The sequence below is a fragment of the Pseudomonas sp. P7758 genome, from assembly GCF_013386485.1.
GTDB lineage: Bacteria > Pseudomonadota > Gammaproteobacteria > Pseudomonadales > Pseudomonadaceae > Aquipseudomonas.
The window spans coordinates 35,625-53,317 of the sequence record NZ_JACARS010000016.1; the positions used below are offsets into that span (position 1 = coordinate 35,625).

Genomic DNA, 17,693 nt, shown 5'->3' on the forward strand with positions numbered 1-17,693 from the left:
ATCAGTCCCATATATAGGGAAATTGAAGGCTTAAAATATTGACAGATCCAGCGTGCGCATCGCCCCCATCCAGATCGCGTGTTCGGTGTGGTCCTTGAGGTCATCACCGGTGGTCGGGTGCAGGAACACCACCAGGCCGTTGCGGTTGAGGGCCAGCCAAGGCAGCACGACGCCGATGTATTCAGGTTCGAATGCCAGCTGGCAGCTCCAGTCCGGGTGCGGGCCCACCGGGCGTTCATGCACGCGGCCCATGCGCAGCGGAAACAATTGCGCGGCGTCTTCGCAGAGTTTGCGCGCCTGGTCGATGGTGTTGGCGTCGAAATAGATATGGGCGTGGTAGCCCTTGATACGTTGCATGACAAGCTCCGGGCTCATTGATCGGCAAATCCTAGACCGCAATGGACGGCAGGGCCAGACCGGTCAGCGATTGTGCGCTGCTGGCCTGTTCGGTCATCAGCCAGTCGACGAAACGCTCGATCAACTGGCTGCGGCGTTTGCGCTGGGGCAGCACCACGTAATAGCCGAAGCGCGAGATCACCGTGTCGCCAATCGGCCGGCACAGCCATTTTTGCTCCAGCAGGTTATCCACAAGGTGACGCCAGCCGATGGCCACGCCCTGGCCCGCGATCGCGGCCTGGATCAACAGCGTGTAATTGTCGAAACGCAGTTGGCCCGGGGTGGGCGCGGTGGTGATGCCCAGTTCGCGAAACACCCCGCTCCAGTCGAACCACTGGTTGTTGTTTTGCTGGCGCAGGTGCAGCAAGGGGAACTCCAGCAGGCTCTGCACCGACAGTGGCGCGACTCGGTCCTGGAGTAGCTGCGGGCTGCACACCGGGAACACTTCCTCGTTGAACAGCCACAGGCTGTCGCCCTGTTTGAAGCGGCCGTCACCGAACAGCACCGCTACGTCGATATCGCTGCGCAACGTGGCGTGGTTACGCTCGCTGGTGACCAGGCTCACGTCCACCTGCGGGTTGGCTTCATGGAAACGATGCAGGCGTGGCATCAGCCAATACGCGGCGAAGGCAAAGTCGGTCGCCACCTGCAGGACTTCATGCTGGTCCTGCTCGGCAATCGCGCTCAGGCCCTGGTTGATGCTCTGCAAACCGGCCTGTACCTGCTCGAATAACAAGGCGCCCGCGTCGGTCAGCTCGATGCCACGGTAGATGCGATCAAACAGGCGCACCTTCAGCTGTTCTTCCAGGCGCTTGATCTGCTGGCTGATGGCCGGCTGGGTGGTGCCCAACTCCATCGCCGCTGCCGTAAAGCTGCGTTGGCGCGCTGCGGATTCAAAGGCACGCAGCAGGTCGAGTGACAGGTGACCGAGGGATTCATACATAAGCTGGGCTTATCCTAGACATTGCTTCTCATGGGCTTTACCACGATTTCCATGGCCTGCATGCTCATTCGCATAAACATCGACTATGGAATGCCGCGAAACCATGAAGCGCAAGAACATTCTTTTTATCATGGCCGATCAAATGGCCGCGCCGATGCTTCCGTTCTACGGTCCTTCGCCTATCAAACTGCCAAACTTGAGTCGCCTCGCCGCTGAGGGCGTGGTGTTCGACGCCGCTTACTGCAACAGTCCGCTGTGTGCGCCATCGCGCTTTACCCTGGTGAGTGGGCAGTTGCCGAGCAAGATCGGCGCCTACGACAACGCGGCCGATTTCCCCGCCGACGTGCCGACCTATGCCCACTACCTGCGCCGCCTCGGCTACCGCACCGCGCTGTCGGGCAAGATGCATTTTTGCGGCCCCGACCAGCTCCACGGCTATGAAGAACGCCTGACCAGTGACATCTACCCGGCCGACTATGGCTGGGCCGTGAACTGGGATGAGCCGGACGTGCGCCCCTCCTGGTACCACAACATGGCGTCGGTGCTGCAGGCCGGGCCGTGCGTGCGCACCAACCAGCTGGATTTCGACGAAGAGGTAGTGTTCAAGGCCCAGCAGTACCTGTTCGACCATATCCGCGAAGATGGCGACCAGCCGTTCTGCCTGACCGTGTCGATGACGCACCCACACGACCCTTACACCATTCCCAAACCGTTCTGGGACCTGTACGACGACAACGACATCCCGCTGCCTGCAACACCGCCACAGGCTGACCTCGACCCTCACTCCCAGCGCCTGCTCAAGGTCTATGACCTGTGGGACAAGCCGCTGCCGCTGAACAAGATCCGCGATGCACGCCGCGCCTACTTCGGCGCGTGCAGCTACATTGACAGTAACGTCGGCAAGCTCCTGCAAACCCTGGAAGACACGGGCCTGGCCGATGACACCATCATCATCTTCTCCGGCGACCACGGCGACATGCTCGGCGAACGCGGGCTCTGGTACAAAATGCACTGGTTTGAAATGGCCGCCCGGGTGCCGCTGCTGATCAGCGCGCCGGGGCAGTTTGCCGCCGGCCGGGTGACCGCCGCCGTGTCCACCGCCGACCTGCTGCCTACCCTGGTGGAACTGGCCGGCGGCGAGCTGGACCCGAGGCTGGCGCTGGACGGCCGCTCGTTGGTGTCTCACCTGCAAGGGCAGGGCGGGCACGACGAAGTGTTCGGCGAGTACATGGCCGAGGGCACCATCAGCCCGCTGATGATGATCCGCCGTGGTGCCTACAAGTTCATCTACAGCGAGGACGATCCTTGCCTGCTGTTCGATGTGCACAACGACCCGCACGAGCGGGAGGACCTCAGCCAGTCACCGGAACACCGGCCACTGTTCGAGGCGTTTTTGCATGAAGCGCGGGCCAAATGGGACATCCCGGCGATCCACCAGCAGGTGCTCGCCAGCCAACGCCGTCGCCGCCTGGTGTTCGAGGCGCTGACCCAGGGCAAGCTGAAGAGCTGGGACCACCAGCCACTGGTAGACGCCAGTCAGCAATACATGCGCAACCACATCGACCTCGACGATCTGGAGCGCAAGGCACGTTTTCCACAACCCTGCCAAAACCAATAAAACTGAGGGGAAGGCCATGCAAAAGTTATCCACCGTGTTGAGCGTTGCGCTGCTGGCATTGAGCAGTGCCGGCGTCTACGCGGACACCAGCTGCGACACCGTGAAGATGGCCGATCCGGGCTGGAGCGATATCGCCGCCACCAATGCCATTACCGGTTTCCTGTTGAACGGCATGGGCTACAAGGCCAAGGTCGATACCCTTGCGGTGCCGATCACCTTTGGCGGGCTCAAGGACGGCCAGGTGGATGTGTTCCTGGGTAACTGGATGCCGGCGCAGCAAGGCTTCTACGACAAGTTCGTGGCCAATGGCGATGTGGTGCAACTGGCGAAGAACCTCGACGGTACCGAATTCACCCTGGCCGTGCCGGACTATGTCTGGGACGCCGGGGTGCATGACTTTGCCGACCTGAACAAGTTTGCCGACAAGTTCGACAAGAAGATCTACGGCATCGGTTCGGGTGCGCCGGCGAATCTCTCGTTGCAGGAAATCATCAAGAAGAACGACTTTGACCTGGGCCAGTGGAAGCTGATCGAGTCCAGTGAACAGGCGATGCTGGCCGAAGTGTCCCGGGCGGTGAAGAAGCAGAAGTTCGTGACCTTCCTCGGCTGGACGCCGCACCCGATGAACGTGCAGTTGAAGATGCATTACCTCAAGGGTGGGGAGAAGTACTTTGGTGACACCGGCAGCGTGTATACGTTGACCCGCAAGGGCTATGCACAGGCGTGCCCGAATGTGGGGAAATTGCTGACCAACCTGAGTTTCACCCAGGAGATGGAGAACGCCATCATGGCTGAGGTGGTGAACAAGAAGCTCAGTAATGCGGACGCGGCGAAGGCGTGGATCAAGGCGAACCCGGCGGTGCTGGACAAGTGGCTGGACGGGGTTAAAACCGTGGACGGCCAGGATGCACTGGCCGCTGTAAAAGCCAAACTCTGATGCACTGATCGTTCCCACGCTCTGCGTGGGAACGCATCCGGTGACGCTGCGCGTCACGACTCAAGAGCGGACGCAGAGCGTCCAAGACGGCATTCCCACACAGAGCGTGGGAACGATCATCATGAGCCTGATACTCTGATTCAAACCTCTTCAACCGAGTTTTCAATGCCCTGGCCCAACCGCCACAAACTCTTCCCCTTCCTCAGCTGGCTCCCGCGCCAAACCCGCGCCAGCGTCGGAAGGGACGCGGTCGTCGGCCTGAGCGGTGCAGTCCTGGCATTACCCCAGTCCATTGCCTACGCGCTGATCGCCGGTCTCCCACCGGAGTATGGCCTGTACGCCGCGATCATCCCGGTATTGATCGCCTGCTTGTGGGGCTCTTCCTGGCACCTGATCTGCGGCCCCACGGCAGCCATCTCTATCGTGCTCTACGCCAGCGTCAGCCCGCTGGCCGTGCCCGGCTCCCAGGACTACATCACACTCATCCTGCTGCTGACGTTCCTGGCCGGCGTCTTCCAATGGCTGTTGGGCATGCTGCGCTTCGGCGCCCTGGTGAATTTCGTCTCGCATTCAGTGGTGCTCGGCTTCACCCTCGGCGCTGCGGTGGTGATCGCCCTGGGCCAACTGCCCAACCTGCTGGGGCTGGACCTGCCCAGCCAGGCCACGGCGATCAACAGTCTGCTGGCGCTGATCAACCATGCCGGGGAGTGGAATCGTCCTTCACTGGTGCTCGGGCTCGGCACCTTGCTGGTGGGGGTGCTGCTGAAACTCTGGGTACCGCGCTGGCCAACCCTATTGATCGCGCTGGCCCTGGGCAGCCTCATCCCGTGGCTGTGGCCGACGATGTTCGGGGAGGTGGCGCGGGTCAGTTCATTTGTCGGCAAGCTGCCACCGTTCAGCCCGCTGCCGATGGACCTGGACATGGTCCTGCGCCTGCTGCCGAGTGCCGTGGCGGTGGGCATGCTGGGGCTGGTGACCAGCCTGTCGATTGCGCGCTCACTGTCGGCCCGCTCCCAACAATTGCTCGATGCAAATCAGGAAGTGCGCGCCCAGGGTTTATCCAACATCGTCGGTGGATTTTTCTCCGGGTACTTGTCGGCGGGTTCCTTCACACGGTCGGGCCTGAGTTATGAGGCAGGCGCCTGTTCGCCGCTGGCGGGGGTGTTTTCCGCATTGTGGGTGGCGTTGTTCGCGCTGTTCGGTGCGGTATTGATCGCGCATATCCCGATCCCGAGCATGGCCGCCAGCATCCTGCTGATTTGCTGGGGGTTGGTCGACCATCGTGGTATTCGGGCGCTGTTCCGGGTCAGCCGCGCAGAGTTCGTGGTGATGAGCCTGACCTGCATCGCCACGCTGTTGCTGGAGTTGCAAACGGCCATTTACGCCGGGGTGCTGGCGTCGCTGTTTTTCTACCTCAAGCGCACCTCACAGCCGCGGGTCCAGCAATGGCGTGACGGAGAGGACGATGTGCTGCGGGTCGGCGGGTCGATCTTTTTCGGCGCCAGCCATTACCTGCAGGTGCGGCTGCAAAGCCTGCACGGCCAGCGGGTGGTGATCGAGGCGCAGCAGATCAACTTTATCGACTATTCCGGGGTGGAGATGCTGCACCAGGAAGCGCGCCGATTGAATGGAGTGGGGCGCAGCCTGGCGTTGCGCAAGGCCCGGCCACAGGTGGTGGAAGAGTTGAGGAAACTGGAAGGGGCCGACCAATGCCCCATCCATTTCGAAGACTGAATGCGGTTGAAACTGTGGGAGCGGGCTTGCTCGCGAATGCGGTGTGACAGTCGCCGTATGTATCGACTGATCCACCGCATTCGCGAGCAAGCCCGCTCCCACATTCGGATTGCGTCAGGCCAGTTGGCTACGCAATTCAGCCAGCACCGGCGCCGAATCCGGGCGCACACCGCGCCACAGGAAGAACGCTTCCGCGGCCTGTTCCACCAGCATCCCCAGGCCATCCATTGCCACCGCCGCGCCCTGCTCACTGGCCCAGCGGCAGAAAGCCGTAGGCTCTTTGCCGTACATCATGTCGTAGCAAAAAGTCTTTCCGGGTTCGATCAGGCTGCCGGCAATCGGCGGTACATCGCCTGACAGGCTGGCGGACGTGGCATTGATGATCAGGTCCACCGGTTCACGCAGCCAGTCGAAACCGCTGGCGGACACCGGGCCGAGATCGTCGAACAGCTCGACGAGCAATTCCGCTTTTTCCACGGTGCGATTGGCAATGATCAGCGAAGCCGGCTGCTCAGCCAGCAATGGCTCCAACGCGCCGCGCACCGCACCACCGGCGCCCAGCAACAGGATGCGTTTGCCTTGCAGGCTGAACCCGGCATTCACCGTCAAATCCCGCACCAGGCCGGCGCCGTCGGTGTTGTCTCCCAACAGGCTGCCATCGCCGAGCTTGCTCAGGGTATTCACCGCGCCGGCCCGTTGGGCGCGTTCGGTCAGGGCGTTGGCCAGGCGATAGGCCTCTTCCTTGAACGGTACGGTGACGTTGGCGCCACGGCCTTGTGCGAAAAATGCTTTTGCACAGCCGGTGAAATCCTCCAACGGCGCGAGCAAGGTGCTGTAGTCCAGTTGCTCGCCGGTCTGTTCGGCGAACAGACGGTGAATCAGCGGCGACTTGCTGTGGCCGATGGGGTTGCCGAAGACGACATAACGATCCATCAGACCGCCGCCTTGGGCAGCACACCCAGCCAGTCGCGGTCTTGCAGAAAGTAGTCGGTTAGGCGCGCTTCTTCGCTGTCGGGGGCGGCTTTCCAGTCATAGCTCCAGCGCACTTGTGGTGGCAGCGACATCAGGATCGACTCGGTACGCCCGCCCGATTGCAGGCCAAACAAAGTGCCACGGTCGTAGACCAGGTTGAACTCGACGTAGCGGCCACGGCGGAATTCCTGGAATTCGCGCTGCTGCTCGGTATAGGCCATGGCCTTGCGGCGCTGGACGATTGGCAGGTAGGCGTCAATGTAGGCGTCGCCAATGGCGCGCATGAAGGCGAAACTGGTGTCGAAGTCCCACTCGTTCAAATCATCGAAGAACAAACCGCCGATGCCACGCGGTTCGTTGCGGTGCTTGATGTGGAAGTAGGTGTCGCACCAGGCCTTGTAGCGTGAATAAACGTCCGGGCCAAACGGCGCGCAGGCCTGTTCGGCGACGCGGTGCCAGTGGATGCAGTCTTCTTCGTTGCCGTAGTAGGGCGTCAGGTCGAAGCCGCCGCCAAACCACCACACCGGCTCTTCGCCTTCTTTTTCAGCGATGAAAAAACGCACATTGGCGTGGGAAGTTGGCACATGCGGGTTATGCGGGTGGATCACCAGCGACACGCCGAGGGCTTCAAAACCGCGACCGGCCAATTCCGGGCGATGGGCACTGGCGGACGGTGGGAGGCCGCTGCCAAACACGTGGGAAAAGTTAACGCCGCCTTTCTCGATTACCGAACCGTTTTCGATCACACGGGTGCGACCGCCGCCGCCGGCAGGCCGGGTCCAGGCGTCTTCGATGAAGCGAGTGTCCGTCTCGAAGGTTTCCAGGGCGCTGCAAATGCGGTCTTGCAGGTCAAGCAGGTAGGCTTTGACAGCCTCGGTGCGGGTAGTCATGACATCACCTTGAATCGGGCAACGCTACACGAGGCCATTGGGCATCGGCGGCAAATGGGCGCACAGGATACCACTGCACCCACTGCTGCCACAGTTGACGAAGATCAAGCTTAGGAGTCCGATAGGGGGCTACGCGAAATGACTTAAGGAGAGTGCAGATGGCCAAACGTATCCAGTTCCGTGCCCATGGCGGCCCCGAAGTGCTTGAGTATGTGGACTACACCCCGGCAGAACCCGGCCCGCAGCAGGTTCGCGTGCAGAACAAGGCCATTGGCCTGAACTTCATCGACACCTATTTCCGCAGCGGCCTGTATGCACCACCGGCCTTGCCGTCGGGCCTGGGCGCAGAAGGTGCCGGCGTGGTTGATGCGGTGGGCAGCGAAGTCACTCAATTCAAGGTCGGCGATCGCGTGGCCTACGGCAGCGGCCCGCTGGGCGCCTACAGCGAATTGCATGTGTTGCCGGCTGCCAACCTGGTGCACCTGCCGGACGACATCAGCTTCGAACAAGCCGCCGGCGCGATGCTCAAGGGCCTGACGGTGCAGTACCTGTTGCGCCAGACCTATGAGTTGAAAGGCGGCGAAACCATTCTGTTCCACGCCGCTGCCGGTGGCGTCGGCTCGCTGGCGTGCCAATGGGCCAAGGCCTTGGGCGTGAAGCTGATCGGTACCGTGAGTTCGCCGGAAAAAGCGGCGCTGGCCAAATCCCTCGGCGCCTGGGAAACCATCGACTACAGCAAGGAAAATGTCGCACAACGCGTGCTGGAACTGACTGACGGCAAGAAGTGCCCAGTGGTGTACGACGGCGTAGGCAAGGACACCTGGCTCACATCCTTGGACAGCGTCGCGCCACGCGGGCTGGTGGTGAGTTTCGGTAATGCTTCGGGGGCGGTGGATGGGGTCAACCTGGGGATTCTGGCGGCCAAGGGCTCGCTGTATGTGACCCGGCCGACATTGGCGACCTATGCCAACAACCCGGAAAACCTGCAGGCGATGGCGGATGATCTGTTTTCGATGATCATCAGCGGGAAGCTGCAGATTGATATTAACCAACGGTTTTCGTTGGGGGATGCGGCGAAGGCGCAAATTGAGTTGTCGGCGCGGCGGACGACTGGGTCGACCATTCTGTTGCCTTAGGGCTCTAGTTCTCTGGGGCCTGTAAGGGCCTCATCGCGGGCAAGCCCGGCTCCCACTGGTTCTGCGGTGAACATAAATTTTGTGTTCGCTGCAGATCAGTGTGGGAGCCGGGCTTACCCGCGATGGCCGCGACTCGGTCTTAAGACGGCCGCACAACCTCACCCGTCGCCAGATCCCGAATCAGACTCGGGTTCTTGCGCCCCCCCAGATTCCCCCCCAATACCAGATCCACCTGCCCGCGGAAGTACTGCTCCACACGAATCCGCGTGCGCGCCGCCGGGCGGCCCTGCGGGTTGGCCGAGGTGGAAATCAGTGGCCCGACGAGCGAGCACAGATCCCGCACTTGCGGATGATCAGTCACCCGCAACGCCACCGTGTCATGCACCCCGGTAATCCACTCGGGCAACAAGTCCTGATGGGGCACCAGCCACGTATTCGGGCCAGGCCAGGTACTGGCCATGCGATCCATCCACTCATCGGGAAAGTCTTCGAAGAGAAAATCGAACTGACGGATATTGTCGGCAATCAGGATCAGCCCCTTATCCACAGACCGGCCCTTGATCGCCAGCAACCGATCCACCGCTTCTTCGTTCCAAGGGTCACAACCCAGGCCCCAGACCGCCTCGGTTGGATAGGCAATCACTGCGCCTGCGCGAATTTCTCGTGCGGCTTCTCGCACCCGCCACCTGTTGACCATTACTCACTCTCCGGACTAAAGCTCTGCGCAGTTTACCGATCTTCGTTACAAAACCTAGCTGCGCGCAAGCCAGCGCCCGCTTTCGCAGATCACTCGGCCTTCCAGTTCCAGCTCCGTCAGGCTGGCCAGCACCTCGGACAAGGCCCTGCCACTGGCAATCGCCAGGGCTTCACTGGTGTGGGGCGCCGCGTGCAACAGCGCCACCAGCGGATGATTGACCGCAATCGGCGCCGGGCGGGAGAGGGCCTGCCAGCCACGCAGGTTTTCGAGAATGTGCTCGATGGTTTCCACCAGCACCGCGCCATCGCGGATCAGTTGATGGCAGCCTTTGGCCCCGGGGTGATGGATGGAGCCGGGGATGGCGTATACCTCGCGCCCTTGCTCCGCCGCCAGCCGCGCGGTGATCAGCGAACCGCTGGCCATGCTGGCCTCCACCACCAGTACCCCAAGCGACAGGCCACTGATAATACGGTTGCGGCGCGGGAAGTTGCCGGCCTGGGGCGCGGCGTCCAACTGAAACTCGGAAACCACGGCACTGCCTTGGGCAATCATCGCCTCGGCCAAGCGTCGATGGCGCTGTGGATAAAAATTTTCGAGCCCGGTGCCCAGCACGCCGATTGTATGTCCACCAACATCCAAAGCCGCCTGGTGAGCAGCACCGTCGATACCCAGGGCAAGGCCACTGGTGATGACAAAACCGGCACTCGCCAGGCTGCGGGAAAACGCGGCGGCGGTATCCATTCCTGGCCTGGAGGCGCGACGGCTGCCGACCATCGCCAGCTGCGGTTTCTCCAGAATCGCCGGGTTGCCGGCGACGAATAATAGCGGGGGTGCGTCATCCAATTCTGCAAGCAATGCCGGGTAGTCGGGTTGGTCCCACATCAGCAAATGCTGGGCCGGACGCTCCAACCAGGCCAATGCCGCACTGGCGCCATCACGTACTTCCTCGCAACGCCGGGCATCGGCGCTGGCCACCTTGAGCCCCAGGGAGCGCCAGGCACTGGCCGGTGCGCTGATGGCTTTTGACGCAGAACCAAAGGCCTCGATAAGTTTTTTAAAGCCCTTGGGACCCAGTTCCGGCAGCCTGTGCAAGCGTAGTCGGGCTTCCAGTTCTGCCGGGGAAATTTCACGGTCATTCGTCGGTAACATTTGATCGTCCTTGATCGGAACAAGCTGTGGATAACTCTGTTGGTAACTTATTTAGCAACCTAATTATTGTCTTCGTTCAGGCGCCTCAAAACGGTCCATTACCGCCAGCGAACGCGACGCGCTGAGCACCAGGCCGTAGCTGAGCTTTTCGTAGGTACGGAACACCAATAGCGTCCCAGCCGGCTCGTCGGGCATCTTCACCGGAGCACCGGTCACTCGGTCCCGAACGGTTTCCCCGGTTTTCACCACGGCCAGCAAATGGCCTTCCGTCAGGCCGTCACGACGGCCCTTGTTCAGCGTCACCGCGTCCAGCACGCCGATCTGCGTCACGCCCCGTGGCACGTCGATGATGTGCCCGGCAGTGGCGCGAGCAGGCATCTGAATCACCAGGCTGGCCAGGTCGGTGGGCGCTTGCTGGCTGAGCAATCGGTCGCCGGGCCGCACTTCCTGGGTGACGCGTTGCACACCCAACGTGCTGACATCGCCCGCCGTCACAAAACGTGCGGTGCCAATGTCGTCGACGTTGATACCCAGCAATTCCTGGCTTTGCGGGTCGGTATAGGCCTTGCCGCGACGGAAGATCCCGTAGCTTTCGGCGGTAGGGTTCAGGGCACCTCGCGCATAAATACGCTCGCCATCGGCGCCCAATACTCGTCCGGCATCTGCTGCAACAATATAGGGAGCGTGCTCCAGTTCCTGGGGGGTATCGAGAATGCGGTTGTGCAGTAAAAAGCGCTGGATGGCCTGCTGCGTATGAAGTGGCAACGGTTGGCCGGGCTGTGGATAGCTCTCGGGAACCTGGGCAATAACGGCCTGGGCCCACAGCAGCAAGACGAGTAGCGATTTCCTCATGGGGTGAATCTCCTTTATTATGTGCATTCGCGTGAAACGCCTTGGCCTTCGCGGCTTTCGGACGTTTTCCCACGGCACTTATCCCGGCACATCAAGGGTCCATCCCCGGCGCCGACTTGCCTTTACCTCACATGTGCAGCAATTACGCTTATGGCTATTTTGAACATCCTCGAATTTCCGGACTCACGCCTGCGCACCATCGCCAAGCCAGTGGCCGTAGTGGACGCCAAGGTTCGTCAGTTGGTCGATGACATGTTTGAAACAATGTATGAAGCCCCGGGTATCGGCCTCGCCGCGACCCAGGTCGACGTGCATCAGCGCGTCGTGGTCATGGACCTGTCCGAAGACCGCAGCGAGCCCCTGGTGTTTATCAACCCTGAGTTCGAAACCCTGACCGACGAGATGGGCCAGTACCAGGAAGGCTGCCTGTCGGTGCCCGACTTCTACGAGAACGTCGACCGTCCCCAGCGCGTCAAGATCAAGGCCCTGGACCGTGACGGCAAGCCGTTCGAGATGATTGCCGAAGGCCTGCTGGCGGTGTGCATCCAACACGAGTGCGACCACCTCAACGGCAAGCTGTTTGTCGATTACCTGTCCACGCTTAAACGCGACCGGATCAAGAAGAAGCTGGAAAAGAAGCATCGCCAGCAAGCTTGATTCCCTTCTTTCAAAGGCTTGCTCCGGCAAGCCTTTTTCTTTTGTGAGACGTTTCCCATGACCGAGCCACTGCGCATCGTTTTTGCCGGCACCCCCGAATTCGCCGCCGAACACCTCAAGGCCCTGCTCGCCAGCCCTTATGAAATCGTGGCAGTCTACACCCAGCCCGATCGCCCGGCCGGTCGTGGGCAAAAACTGATGCCCAGCCCGGTCAAGCAGCTGGCACTTGAGAACAACATTGTCGTGCTGCAGCCGCCAACCCTGCGCAACGCCGACGCCCAGGCCGAACTGGCTGCGCTGAAGCCGGACCTGCTGGTGGTGGTGGCGTATGGTTTGATCCTGCCCCAGGCCGTGCTGGATATCCCGCGCCTGGGTTGCATCAACAGCCACGCCTCGCTGCTGCCTCGCTGGCGTGGTGCGGCACCGATCCAGCGTGCCGTTGAAGCCGGTGACGCCGAAAGTGGTGTGACCGTGATGCGCATGGAAGCGGGCCTGGACACCGGCCCGATGCTGTTGAAAGTCACCACTCCGATCACCGGGCAAGACACCGGCGGCAGCCTGCATGATCGCCTCGCCGAAATGGGCCCGCCGGCTGTCGTCCAGGCCATCGCAGGCCTGGCTGCCGGCACCCTGCAAGGTGAAGTTCAGGACGACAGCCTCGCCACCTACGCCCACAAATTGAACAAGGATGAAGCCCGCATCGACTGGAGCCGCCCGGCCGTTGAGCTGGAGCGTCTGGTGCGTGCCTTCAACCCGTGGCCGATCTGCCACAGCACGCTCAATGGCGAGGCCTTGAAAGTACTGGCCGCCACCCTGGCCGAAGGCAAGGGCGCCCCCGGCGAGATCATCGGCGCCAGCAAGGACGGCCTGTTGGTAGCGTGCGGTGAACAGGCGCTGTGTCTGACCCGTCTGCAATTGCCCGGCGGCAAGGCGCTGAACTTCAGCGATTTGTTCAACAGCCGCCGTGAGAAATTTGCCGTTGGCATCGTCCTCGGCCAAGCGGTGGACGCGCAATGAACCCACGTCTGGCCGCCGCCAAGGCCCTGGCCGCCGTGCTCAACGGCAAGGCTTCTCTCAATAGTTCGTTGCCGACCCAACTGGATAAAGTCGAAGACCGCGATCGCGGCTTTACCCAGGACCTGGCCTTCGGTACCGCCCGCTGGCAGCCACGTTTATCGGCGCTGGCGGCCAAGCTGCTGCAAAAGCCGTTCAAGGCGGCGGACGCCGATGTCGAGGCGCTGCTGCTGGTGGGCCTGTATCAACTGCTCTACACCCGCGTGCCGGCCCACGCGGCCATCGGCGAAACCGTCGGTTGCGCCGACAAGCTGAAAAAGCCTTGGGCCAAGGCCCTGCTCAACGCCGTGCTGCGCCGCGCCCAGCGCGAAAGCGAAGCGCTGCTGGCCGAGCTGGAACATGACCCGGTGGTGCGCACCGCCCACCCGCGCTGGCTGCAAAAATCCCTGAAGGCGTTCTGGCCCGAGCAGTGGGAAGCCATCTGCGCAGCCAACAACGCGCACCCGCCGATGATCCTGCGGGTCAATCGCCGTCATCACACCCGCGACGCTTATCTCACGTTGCTTAGCGAAGCCGGTGTAGCGGCCACGGCCTGCGTCTACAGCCAGGACGGCATCGTTCTTACAGAACCGGGCGATGTACGTAACCTGCCCGGGTTCGCCGAAGGCTGGATCAGCGTGCAGGACGAAGCCGCTCAACTGGCCGCCGACCTGCTGGACCTGGCCCCGGGCCAACGCGTACTGGACGCCTGTTGCGCCCCCGGCGGCAAGACCTGCCACATCATGGAAGTGCAAGCGGACCTGGCCGGTGTCGTCGCCGTCGACCTGGAAGCCAAGCGCCTGGTGCGTGTGCGGGAAAACCTCGCCCGTCTGGGCCTCAGCGCCGAGCTGATCGCCGCCGACGGCCGCGACACCGCCACCTGGTGGGACGGCAAGCCGTTCCAGCGCATCCTGCTGGACGCACCGTGCTCCGCCACCGGCGTGATCCGCCGCCACCCGGACATCAAGCTGACCCGCCAACCCGACGACATCGCCGCCCTGGCCGTGCTGCAAGGCGAGTTGCTGGACGCGTTGTGGCCGACCCTCGAAGTAGGCGGCATCCTGCTGTACGCCACCTGCTCGACGCTGCCTACCGAAAACACTGAAGTCATCGAAGGCTTCCTTGCTCGCACCAGCGGCGCACGGGAACTGGACCTCGACATCCAGGCCGGGATCAAGCAGCCTCATGGCCGGCAGTTGCTGGCCCAGGAAGGCGGCCACGACGGGTTCTATTACGCCAAGCTGATCAAGATTGCCGCCGCTCGCGGCTGAATGGTTTTAAGGGAGTGACCGGATGAAAATCATCATCCTCGGCGCAGGGCAGGTTGGCGGTACGCTGGCCGAGCATTTGGCCAGCGAAGCCAACGATATCACCGTGGTCGACACCGACGCGGAGCGCCTGCGGGATTTGGGCGACCGTTTGGACATCCGTACTGTACAAGGCCGCGCCTCGTTTCCTACAGTGCTGCGCCAGGCCGGTGCCGACGATGCCGACATGCTGGTGGCAGTCACCAACAGTGACGAAACCAACATGGTTGCCTGCCAGGTCGCCCACACCCTGTTTCACACTCCGACCAAGATCGCCCGAGTGCGTGAGGCCGCGTACCTGACCCGCGCCGGACTGTTCGACAACGACGCGATCCCGGTCGATGTGCTGATCAGCCCGGAACAGGTGGTGACCCATTACATCAAGCGCCTGATTGAACACCCGGGCGCCTTGCAGGTGATCGACTTCGCCGAAGGCAAGGCACAGCTGGTGGCGGTCAAGGCCTACTACGGCGGGCCGTTGGTGGGCCAGCAACTGCGCCAGCTGCGCGAGCACATGCCCAACGTCGAGACGCGGGTGGCGGCGATCTTCCGTCGCGACCGGCCGATCCTGCCCCAGGGCGATACGGTGATCGAGGCTGACGACGAGGTGTTTTTCATCGCCGCCAAAGCGAACATTCGCGCGGTGATGAGCGAAATGCGCCGTCTGGATGAGACCTATAAACGCATCGTCATCGCCGGCGGCGGGCAGATCGGTGAGCGCTTGGCCGAGGCCATCGAAAGCCGCTACCAGGTGAAGATCATCGAGATGAATCCGGCACGCTGCCGGTATTTGTCCGACACCCTCGACAGCACCGTGGTCCTGCAGGGCAGCGCCTCGGATCGTGATCTGCTGCTGGAAGAAAACATCGCCGACGCCGACATCTTCCTGGCCCTGACCAACGATGACGAAGCCAACATCATGTCGTCGTTGCTGGCCAAGCGGCTGGGGGCGAAGAAGGTGATGACCATCATCAACAACCCGGCCTACGTCGACCTGATCCAGGGCGGCGATATCGACATCGCCATCAGCCCGCAACTGGCGACCATCGGCACCTTGCTGGCCCACGTGCGCCGCGGCGATATCGTCAGTGTGCACTCGTTGCGCCGGGGTGCGGCGGAAGCCATCGAGGCGATTGCCCACGGTGATTCAAAATCGAGCAAGGTGATTGGCAAGGCGATCCGCGATATCGGCCTGCCGCCGGGCACCACCATCGGCGCAATCATTCGCGATGAAGAAGTGATCATCGCCCACGACGACACGGTGATCGCCACGGGCGACCACGTGATTCTGTTCCTTGTGGATAAAAAACATATCCGCGATGTGGAGAAGCTGTTCCACGTGGGCCTGAGCTTTTTCTGATCAAACGGAGTGACCGACATGCTCGAATCCCTGGAAAAAATGCTCGCCAAGGGTGTGGATAACTCACTGCTGCGGTTTGGTTTGGGCAAGGGTTATCTTGATCTGAAGGACAACGCCAAGGCGGCCGAGCATTTGCAGAAATGCGTCGAGTTCGATCCGAAGTATTCGGCGGCGTGGAAGCTGTTGGGCAAGGCGCAACTGGGGCAGGGTGATAACGCTGCAGCGCGGTTAGCTTGGGAGAAGGGTATTGAAGCGGCCCTGGCACATGGCGACAAGCAGGCCGAAAAGGAAATGACCGTATTCCTGAAGAAACTCGACCGCCAAGCTTAAGCAGAACCCAATGTGGGAGCGGGCTTGCTCGCGAAGGCGTCGTGTCAGTCACCGAATTTGTGTCTGATACACCGCCTTCGCGAGCAAGCCCGCTCCCACATTTTGTTTTGTGCCAACCTTGAGTCAGCCGTACATCAATACCACCGCGCCTCACCCGGCGGGCGTTTCTTGAAGCGTTTCATGCTCCACATGTACTGGCTCGGGTAAGCCCCCACATAGCGCTCCACCACCTTGCTCATCGCCGCACACGAAGTGGCTGTATCGGTGCTGTACATGTCTTCCGGCGCCGCTTCCAGGATCACTTTGTAGCCCGAGCCATCCGGCAGCCGCAGGGCATGCAGGAACACCCCGACCGCCTTGTGCCCCGCCAGCATGTTCGGCACGAACTTGCTGGTCAGCGCCTGGGTGGCGAAGAACGGCACGAAGATCCCGGCCGATTCCGCCGGCTCCGGATCCGCAGGAATCCCCACCTGGCCGCCTTTGCGCACTTCCTTGATGACGCTGAGGATGCCTTCCTTGGTGGACGCCGCCACGCGGTTACCCAGTTGCACCCGCTGTTTGCGCAGCAAGTCATCCACCGCCTTGAGCTTCGGCGGGCGGTAGAAAATGATCGGTTTGCACTGGCTGCAATAGAAGTGGTTCAACACTTCCCAGTTGCCCAGGTGGCTGGTGATGCCGACCACGCCTTTGCCCGAAGCCAGGGCTTCGTGCAGCACTTCCAGGCCTTCGACCTCGCGCACCAGGTCGATGGAACGCTGGGCCGGCCAGATCCAGGCGCAGGCGCTTTCGGTCAGGGACTTGCCGATGTCCATCAGGCTGCGTCCAACGAGACGCTCGCGCTCGGTCGGATCCATGTCCGGGAAGCATTTGGACAGGTTGATCCGCACCGTCTCGCGGGAACGGTTGGGGGTTTTCCACATGATCCAGCCAATTGCCGAACCGACCGCTTGCACCGCGCGCCAGGGCAGCAGGGCAAACAACCGAAGAGCGCCTACCAGCAAGGCGCCTTTAAACTTTTCCACAGGTCACTCCTGATCGTGTGTGGTGCGCAAAGCCGCCATTCTAACCGGCGTTGGCGAGGTCCGCGTAACGGTCGCAGTCCTGAGTGTGGTCCATGACCATGCCCGAGGCCTGCATGAACGCGTAGCAGATGGTCGGCCCGACGAAGGTGAAGCCGGCTTTTTTCAAGGCTTTGCTCATGGCCTCAGCCTCCGGCGTAATGGCCGGGACCTGGCTGCGGTCCTTGAAATGATTGACCTTGGGCACGCCGCCCACAAACGACCACAGAAACTCCACGGGGTCCTGCAGCGCCAGCCAGGCGGCGGCATTGCGCCGGGTGGCATTGAGTTTCAGGCGGTTACGCACGATGCCCGGATCGAGCATCAGCGCTTCGATCTCGGCATCGCTCAGTTGGGCCAGACGCTGCGCATCAAAGCCGAACAAGACCTTTCGATAATGCTCGCGTTTGCGTAAAACGGTGATCCAGGACAGGCCCGCCTGGAACCCTTCGAGCAAAAGCAACTCGAACAGTCCCTGCGCATCGCGCAGCGGCGTTCCCCACTCCTGATCGTGATAAGCCATGTACAGCGGATCTTCAGAACACCAAAAGCAGCGTGGCATAAGGCTCCAGGGGATGGTGGCGCGGCCGAATCGGGTATACTC

General features: G+C 61.8%; 18 protein-coding genes. 9 read left to right on the top strand and 9 right to left on the bottom strand.

The window, feature by feature from the left end:
• Window positions 1-30: 30 nt before the first annotated feature.
• Both HX873_RS04040 and HX873_RS04045 read right to left on the bottom strand, forming a co-directional pair.
• Window positions 31-357 (bottom strand): DOPA 4,5-dioxygenase family protein, encoded by a 327-nt coding sequence (locus tag HX873_RS04040; protein WP_003213639.1) that lies wholly within the window; start codon window positions 355-357, stop codon window positions 31-33.
• A 31-nt stretch (window positions 358-388) separates the two neighbouring features.
• The gene (locus HX873_RS04045) at window positions 389-1,339 is read right to left on the bottom strand and encodes a LysR family transcriptional regulator (RefSeq protein WP_008439576.1); all 951 of its coding nucleotides are present in this window, start codon (window positions 1,337-1,339) and stop codon (window positions 389-391) included.
• Window positions 1,340-1,442: 103 nt separating this feature from the next.
• On the opposite strand from HX873_RS04045, the gene betC reads away from it, so the two are divergent.
• The 3 genes from betC to HX873_RS04060 all read left to right on the top strand — a co-directional run bounded on the left by betC (window position 1,443) and on the right by HX873_RS04060 (window position 5,628).
• Window positions 1,443-2,957 (top strand): choline-sulfatase, encoded by a 1,515-nt coding sequence (gene betC, locus HX873_RS04050; protein ID WP_008439571.1) that lies wholly within the window; start codon window positions 1,443-1,445, stop codon window positions 2,955-2,957.
• A 16-nt stretch (window positions 2,958-2,973) separates the two neighbouring features.
• A complete protein-coding gene (gene choX, locus HX873_RS04055; RefSeq protein WP_177022425.1) occupies window positions 2,974-3,894 on the top strand; it encodes a choline ABC transporter substrate-binding protein in 921 nt (306 codons plus the stop codon).
• 165 nt (window positions 3,895-4,059) lie between these two features.
• Entirely contained in the window at window positions 4,060-5,628 is a 1,569-nt protein-coding gene (locus HX873_RS04060) for a SulP family inorganic anion transporter (protein ID WP_177122405.1), read from the top strand.
• Between the two features lie 114 nt (window positions 5,629-5,742).
• Here HX873_RS04060 and aroE read toward each other — a convergent pair whose 3' ends face one another.
• The gene (gene aroE / locus HX873_RS04065) at window positions 5,743-6,561 is read right to left on the bottom strand and encodes a shikimate dehydrogenase (RefSeq protein WP_177122406.1); all 819 of its coding nucleotides are present in this window, start codon (window positions 6,559-6,561) and stop codon (window positions 5,743-5,745) included.
• Window positions 6,561-7,490: an oxygen-dependent coproporphyrinogen oxidase gene (hemF, locus tag HX873_RS04070; protein ID WP_003213625.1), complete on the bottom strand. Its 930-nt coding sequence runs from the start codon at window positions 7,488-7,490 to the stop codon at window positions 6,561-6,563. Before hemF ends, aroE begins: the two co-directional genes overlap by 1 nt.
• A gap of 158 nt (window positions 7,491-7,648) precedes the next feature.
• On the opposite strand from hemF, the gene HX873_RS04075 reads away from it, so the two are divergent.
• On the top strand, window positions 7,649-8,626 hold the full coding sequence (locus HX873_RS04075) for an NADPH:quinone reductase (protein ID WP_076013283.1): 978 nt from the start codon (window positions 7,649-7,651) through the stop codon (window positions 8,624-8,626).
• Between the two features lie 139 nt (window positions 8,627-8,765).
• On the opposite strand, the gene HX873_RS04080 is transcribed toward HX873_RS04075, so the two are convergent.
• The 3 genes from HX873_RS04080 to HX873_RS04090 all read right to left on the bottom strand — a co-directional run bounded on the left by HX873_RS04080 (window position 8,766) and on the right by HX873_RS04090 (window position 11,324).
• On the bottom strand, window positions 8,766-9,323 hold the full coding sequence (locus tag HX873_RS04080; RefSeq protein ID WP_003213622.1) for an L-threonylcarbamoyladenylate synthase: 558 nt from the start codon (window positions 9,321-9,323) through the stop codon (window positions 8,766-8,768).
• A 54-nt stretch (window positions 9,324-9,377) separates the two neighbouring features.
• Complete coding sequence (dprA, locus tag HX873_RS04085; RefSeq protein WP_177122407.1) at window positions 9,378-10,472, bottom strand: DNA-processing protein DprA; 1,095 nt, start codon at window positions 10,470-10,472, stop codon at window positions 9,378-9,380.
• Window positions 10,473-10,535: 63 nt separating this feature from the next.
• A complete protein-coding gene (locus HX873_RS04090; protein ID WP_134325485.1) occupies window positions 10,536-11,324 on the bottom strand; it encodes a peptidoglycan-binding protein in 789 nt (262 codons plus the stop codon).
• Between the two features lie 150 nt (window positions 11,325-11,474).
• Between HX873_RS04090 and def the strand changes: the two genes are divergently transcribed.
• From def to HX873_RS04115, 5 genes are read left to right on the top strand one after another with little or no spacing between them, the layout of a single operon-like run.
• Window positions 11,475-11,981, top strand: a complete 507-nt coding sequence (def, locus tag HX873_RS04095; protein WP_003213617.1) for a peptide deformylase — start codon at window positions 11,475-11,477, stop codon at window positions 11,979-11,981.
• 57 nt (window positions 11,982-12,038) lie between these two features.
• Window positions 12,039-12,998 carry a methionyl-tRNA formyltransferase gene (gene fmt / locus HX873_RS04100; protein ID WP_177122408.1) on the top strand — a complete coding sequence of 320 codons (960 nt, stop codon included), beginning with the start codon at window positions 12,039-12,041 and terminating at the stop codon, window positions 12,996-12,998.
• Complete coding sequence (gene rsmB / locus HX873_RS04105) at window positions 12,995-14,305, top strand: 16S rRNA (cytosine(967)-C(5))-methyltransferase RsmB (RefSeq protein WP_177122409.1); 1,311 nt, start codon at window positions 12,995-12,997, stop codon at window positions 14,303-14,305. Before fmt ends, rsmB begins: the two co-directional genes overlap by 4 nt.
• A gap of 22 nt (window positions 14,306-14,327) precedes the next feature.
• On the top strand, window positions 14,328-15,701 hold the full coding sequence (trkA, locus tag HX873_RS04110) for a Trk system potassium transporter TrkA (RefSeq protein ID WP_003213611.1): 1,374 nt from the start codon (window positions 14,328-14,330) through the stop codon (window positions 15,699-15,701).
• An 18-nt stretch (window positions 15,702-15,719) separates the two neighbouring features.
• Window positions 15,720-16,031, top strand: a complete 312-nt coding sequence (locus HX873_RS04115) for a lipopolysaccharide assembly protein LapB (protein ID WP_003213608.1) — start codon at window positions 15,720-15,722, stop codon at window positions 16,029-16,031.
• A 134-nt stretch (window positions 16,032-16,165) separates the two neighbouring features.
• On the opposite strand, the gene HX873_RS04120 is transcribed toward HX873_RS04115, so the two are convergent.
• Window positions 16,166-17,053 carry a lysophospholipid acyltransferase gene (locus HX873_RS04120; RefSeq protein ID WP_177122410.1) on the bottom strand — a complete coding sequence of 296 codons (888 nt, stop codon included), beginning with the start codon at window positions 17,051-17,053 and terminating at the stop codon, window positions 16,166-16,168.
• Window positions 17,054-17,093: 40 nt separating this feature from the next.
• Complete coding sequence (locus tag HX873_RS04125) at window positions 17,094-17,651, bottom strand: DNA-3-methyladenine glycosylase I (RefSeq protein ID WP_087694571.1); 558 nt, start codon at window positions 17,649-17,651, stop codon at window positions 17,094-17,096.
• Between the last annotated feature and the right edge of the window lie 42 nt (window positions 17,652-17,693).

Excerpts from the sequence above, each read along its gene's own strand:
- HX873_RS04060 (WP_177122405.1), top strand. The coding sequence starts at position 4,060 with ATGCCCTGGCCCAACCGCCACAAACTCTTCCCCTTCCTCAGCTGGCTC.
- rsmB (WP_177122409.1), top strand. The coding sequence starts at position 12,995 with ATGAACCCACGTCTGGCCGCCGCCAAGGCCCTGGCCGCCGTGCTCAAC.
- HX873_RS04045 (WP_008439576.1), bottom strand. The coding sequence starts at position 1,339 with ATGTATGAATCCCTCGGTCACCTGTCACTCGACCTGCTGCGTGCCTTT.
- HX873_RS04075 (WP_076013283.1), top strand. The coding sequence starts at position 7,649 with ATGGCCAAACGTATCCAGTTCCGTGCCCATGGCGGCCCCGAAGTGCTT.
- HX873_RS04040 (WP_003213639.1), bottom strand. The coding sequence starts at position 357 with ATGCAACGTATCAAGGGCTACCACGCCCATATCTATTTCGACGCCAAC.
- HX873_RS04125 (WP_087694571.1), bottom strand. The coding sequence starts at position 17,651 with ATGCCACGCTGCTTTTGGTGTTCTGAAGATCCGCTGTACATGGCTTAT.
- aroE (WP_177122406.1), bottom strand. The coding sequence starts at position 6,561 with ATGGATCGTTATGTCGTCTTCGGCAACCCCATCGGCCACAGCAAGTCG.
- trkA (WP_003213611.1), top strand. The coding sequence starts at position 14,328 with ATGAAAATCATCATCCTCGGCGCAGGGCAGGTTGGCGGTACGCTGGCC.
- betC (WP_008439571.1), top strand. The coding sequence starts at position 1,443 with ATGAAGCGCAAGAACATTCTTTTTATCATGGCCGATCAAATGGCCGCG.
- HX873_RS04115 (WP_003213608.1), top strand. The coding sequence starts at position 15,720 with ATGCTCGAATCCCTGGAAAAAATGCTCGCCAAGGGTGTGGATAACTCA.
- hemF (WP_003213625.1), bottom strand. The coding sequence starts at position 7,490 with ATGACTACCCGCACCGAGGCTGTCAAAGCCTACCTGCTTGACCTGCAA.
- dprA (WP_177122407.1), bottom strand. The coding sequence starts at position 10,472 with ATGTTACCGACGAATGACCGTGAAATTTCCCCGGCAGAACTGGAAGCC.
- def (WP_003213617.1), top strand. The coding sequence starts at position 11,475 with ATGGCTATTTTGAACATCCTCGAATTTCCGGACTCACGCCTGCGCACC.
- fmt (WP_177122408.1), top strand. The coding sequence starts at position 12,039 with ATGACCGAGCCACTGCGCATCGTTTTTGCCGGCACCCCCGAATTCGCC.
- choX (WP_177022425.1), top strand. The coding sequence starts at position 2,974 with ATGCAAAAGTTATCCACCGTGTTGAGCGTTGCGCTGCTGGCATTGAGC.
- HX873_RS04090 (WP_134325485.1), bottom strand. The coding sequence starts at position 11,324 with ATGAGGAAATCGCTACTCGTCTTGCTGCTGTGGGCCCAGGCCGTTATT.
- HX873_RS04080 (WP_003213622.1), bottom strand. The coding sequence starts at position 9,323 with ATGGTCAACAGGTGGCGGGTGCGAGAAGCCGCACGAGAAATTCGCGCA.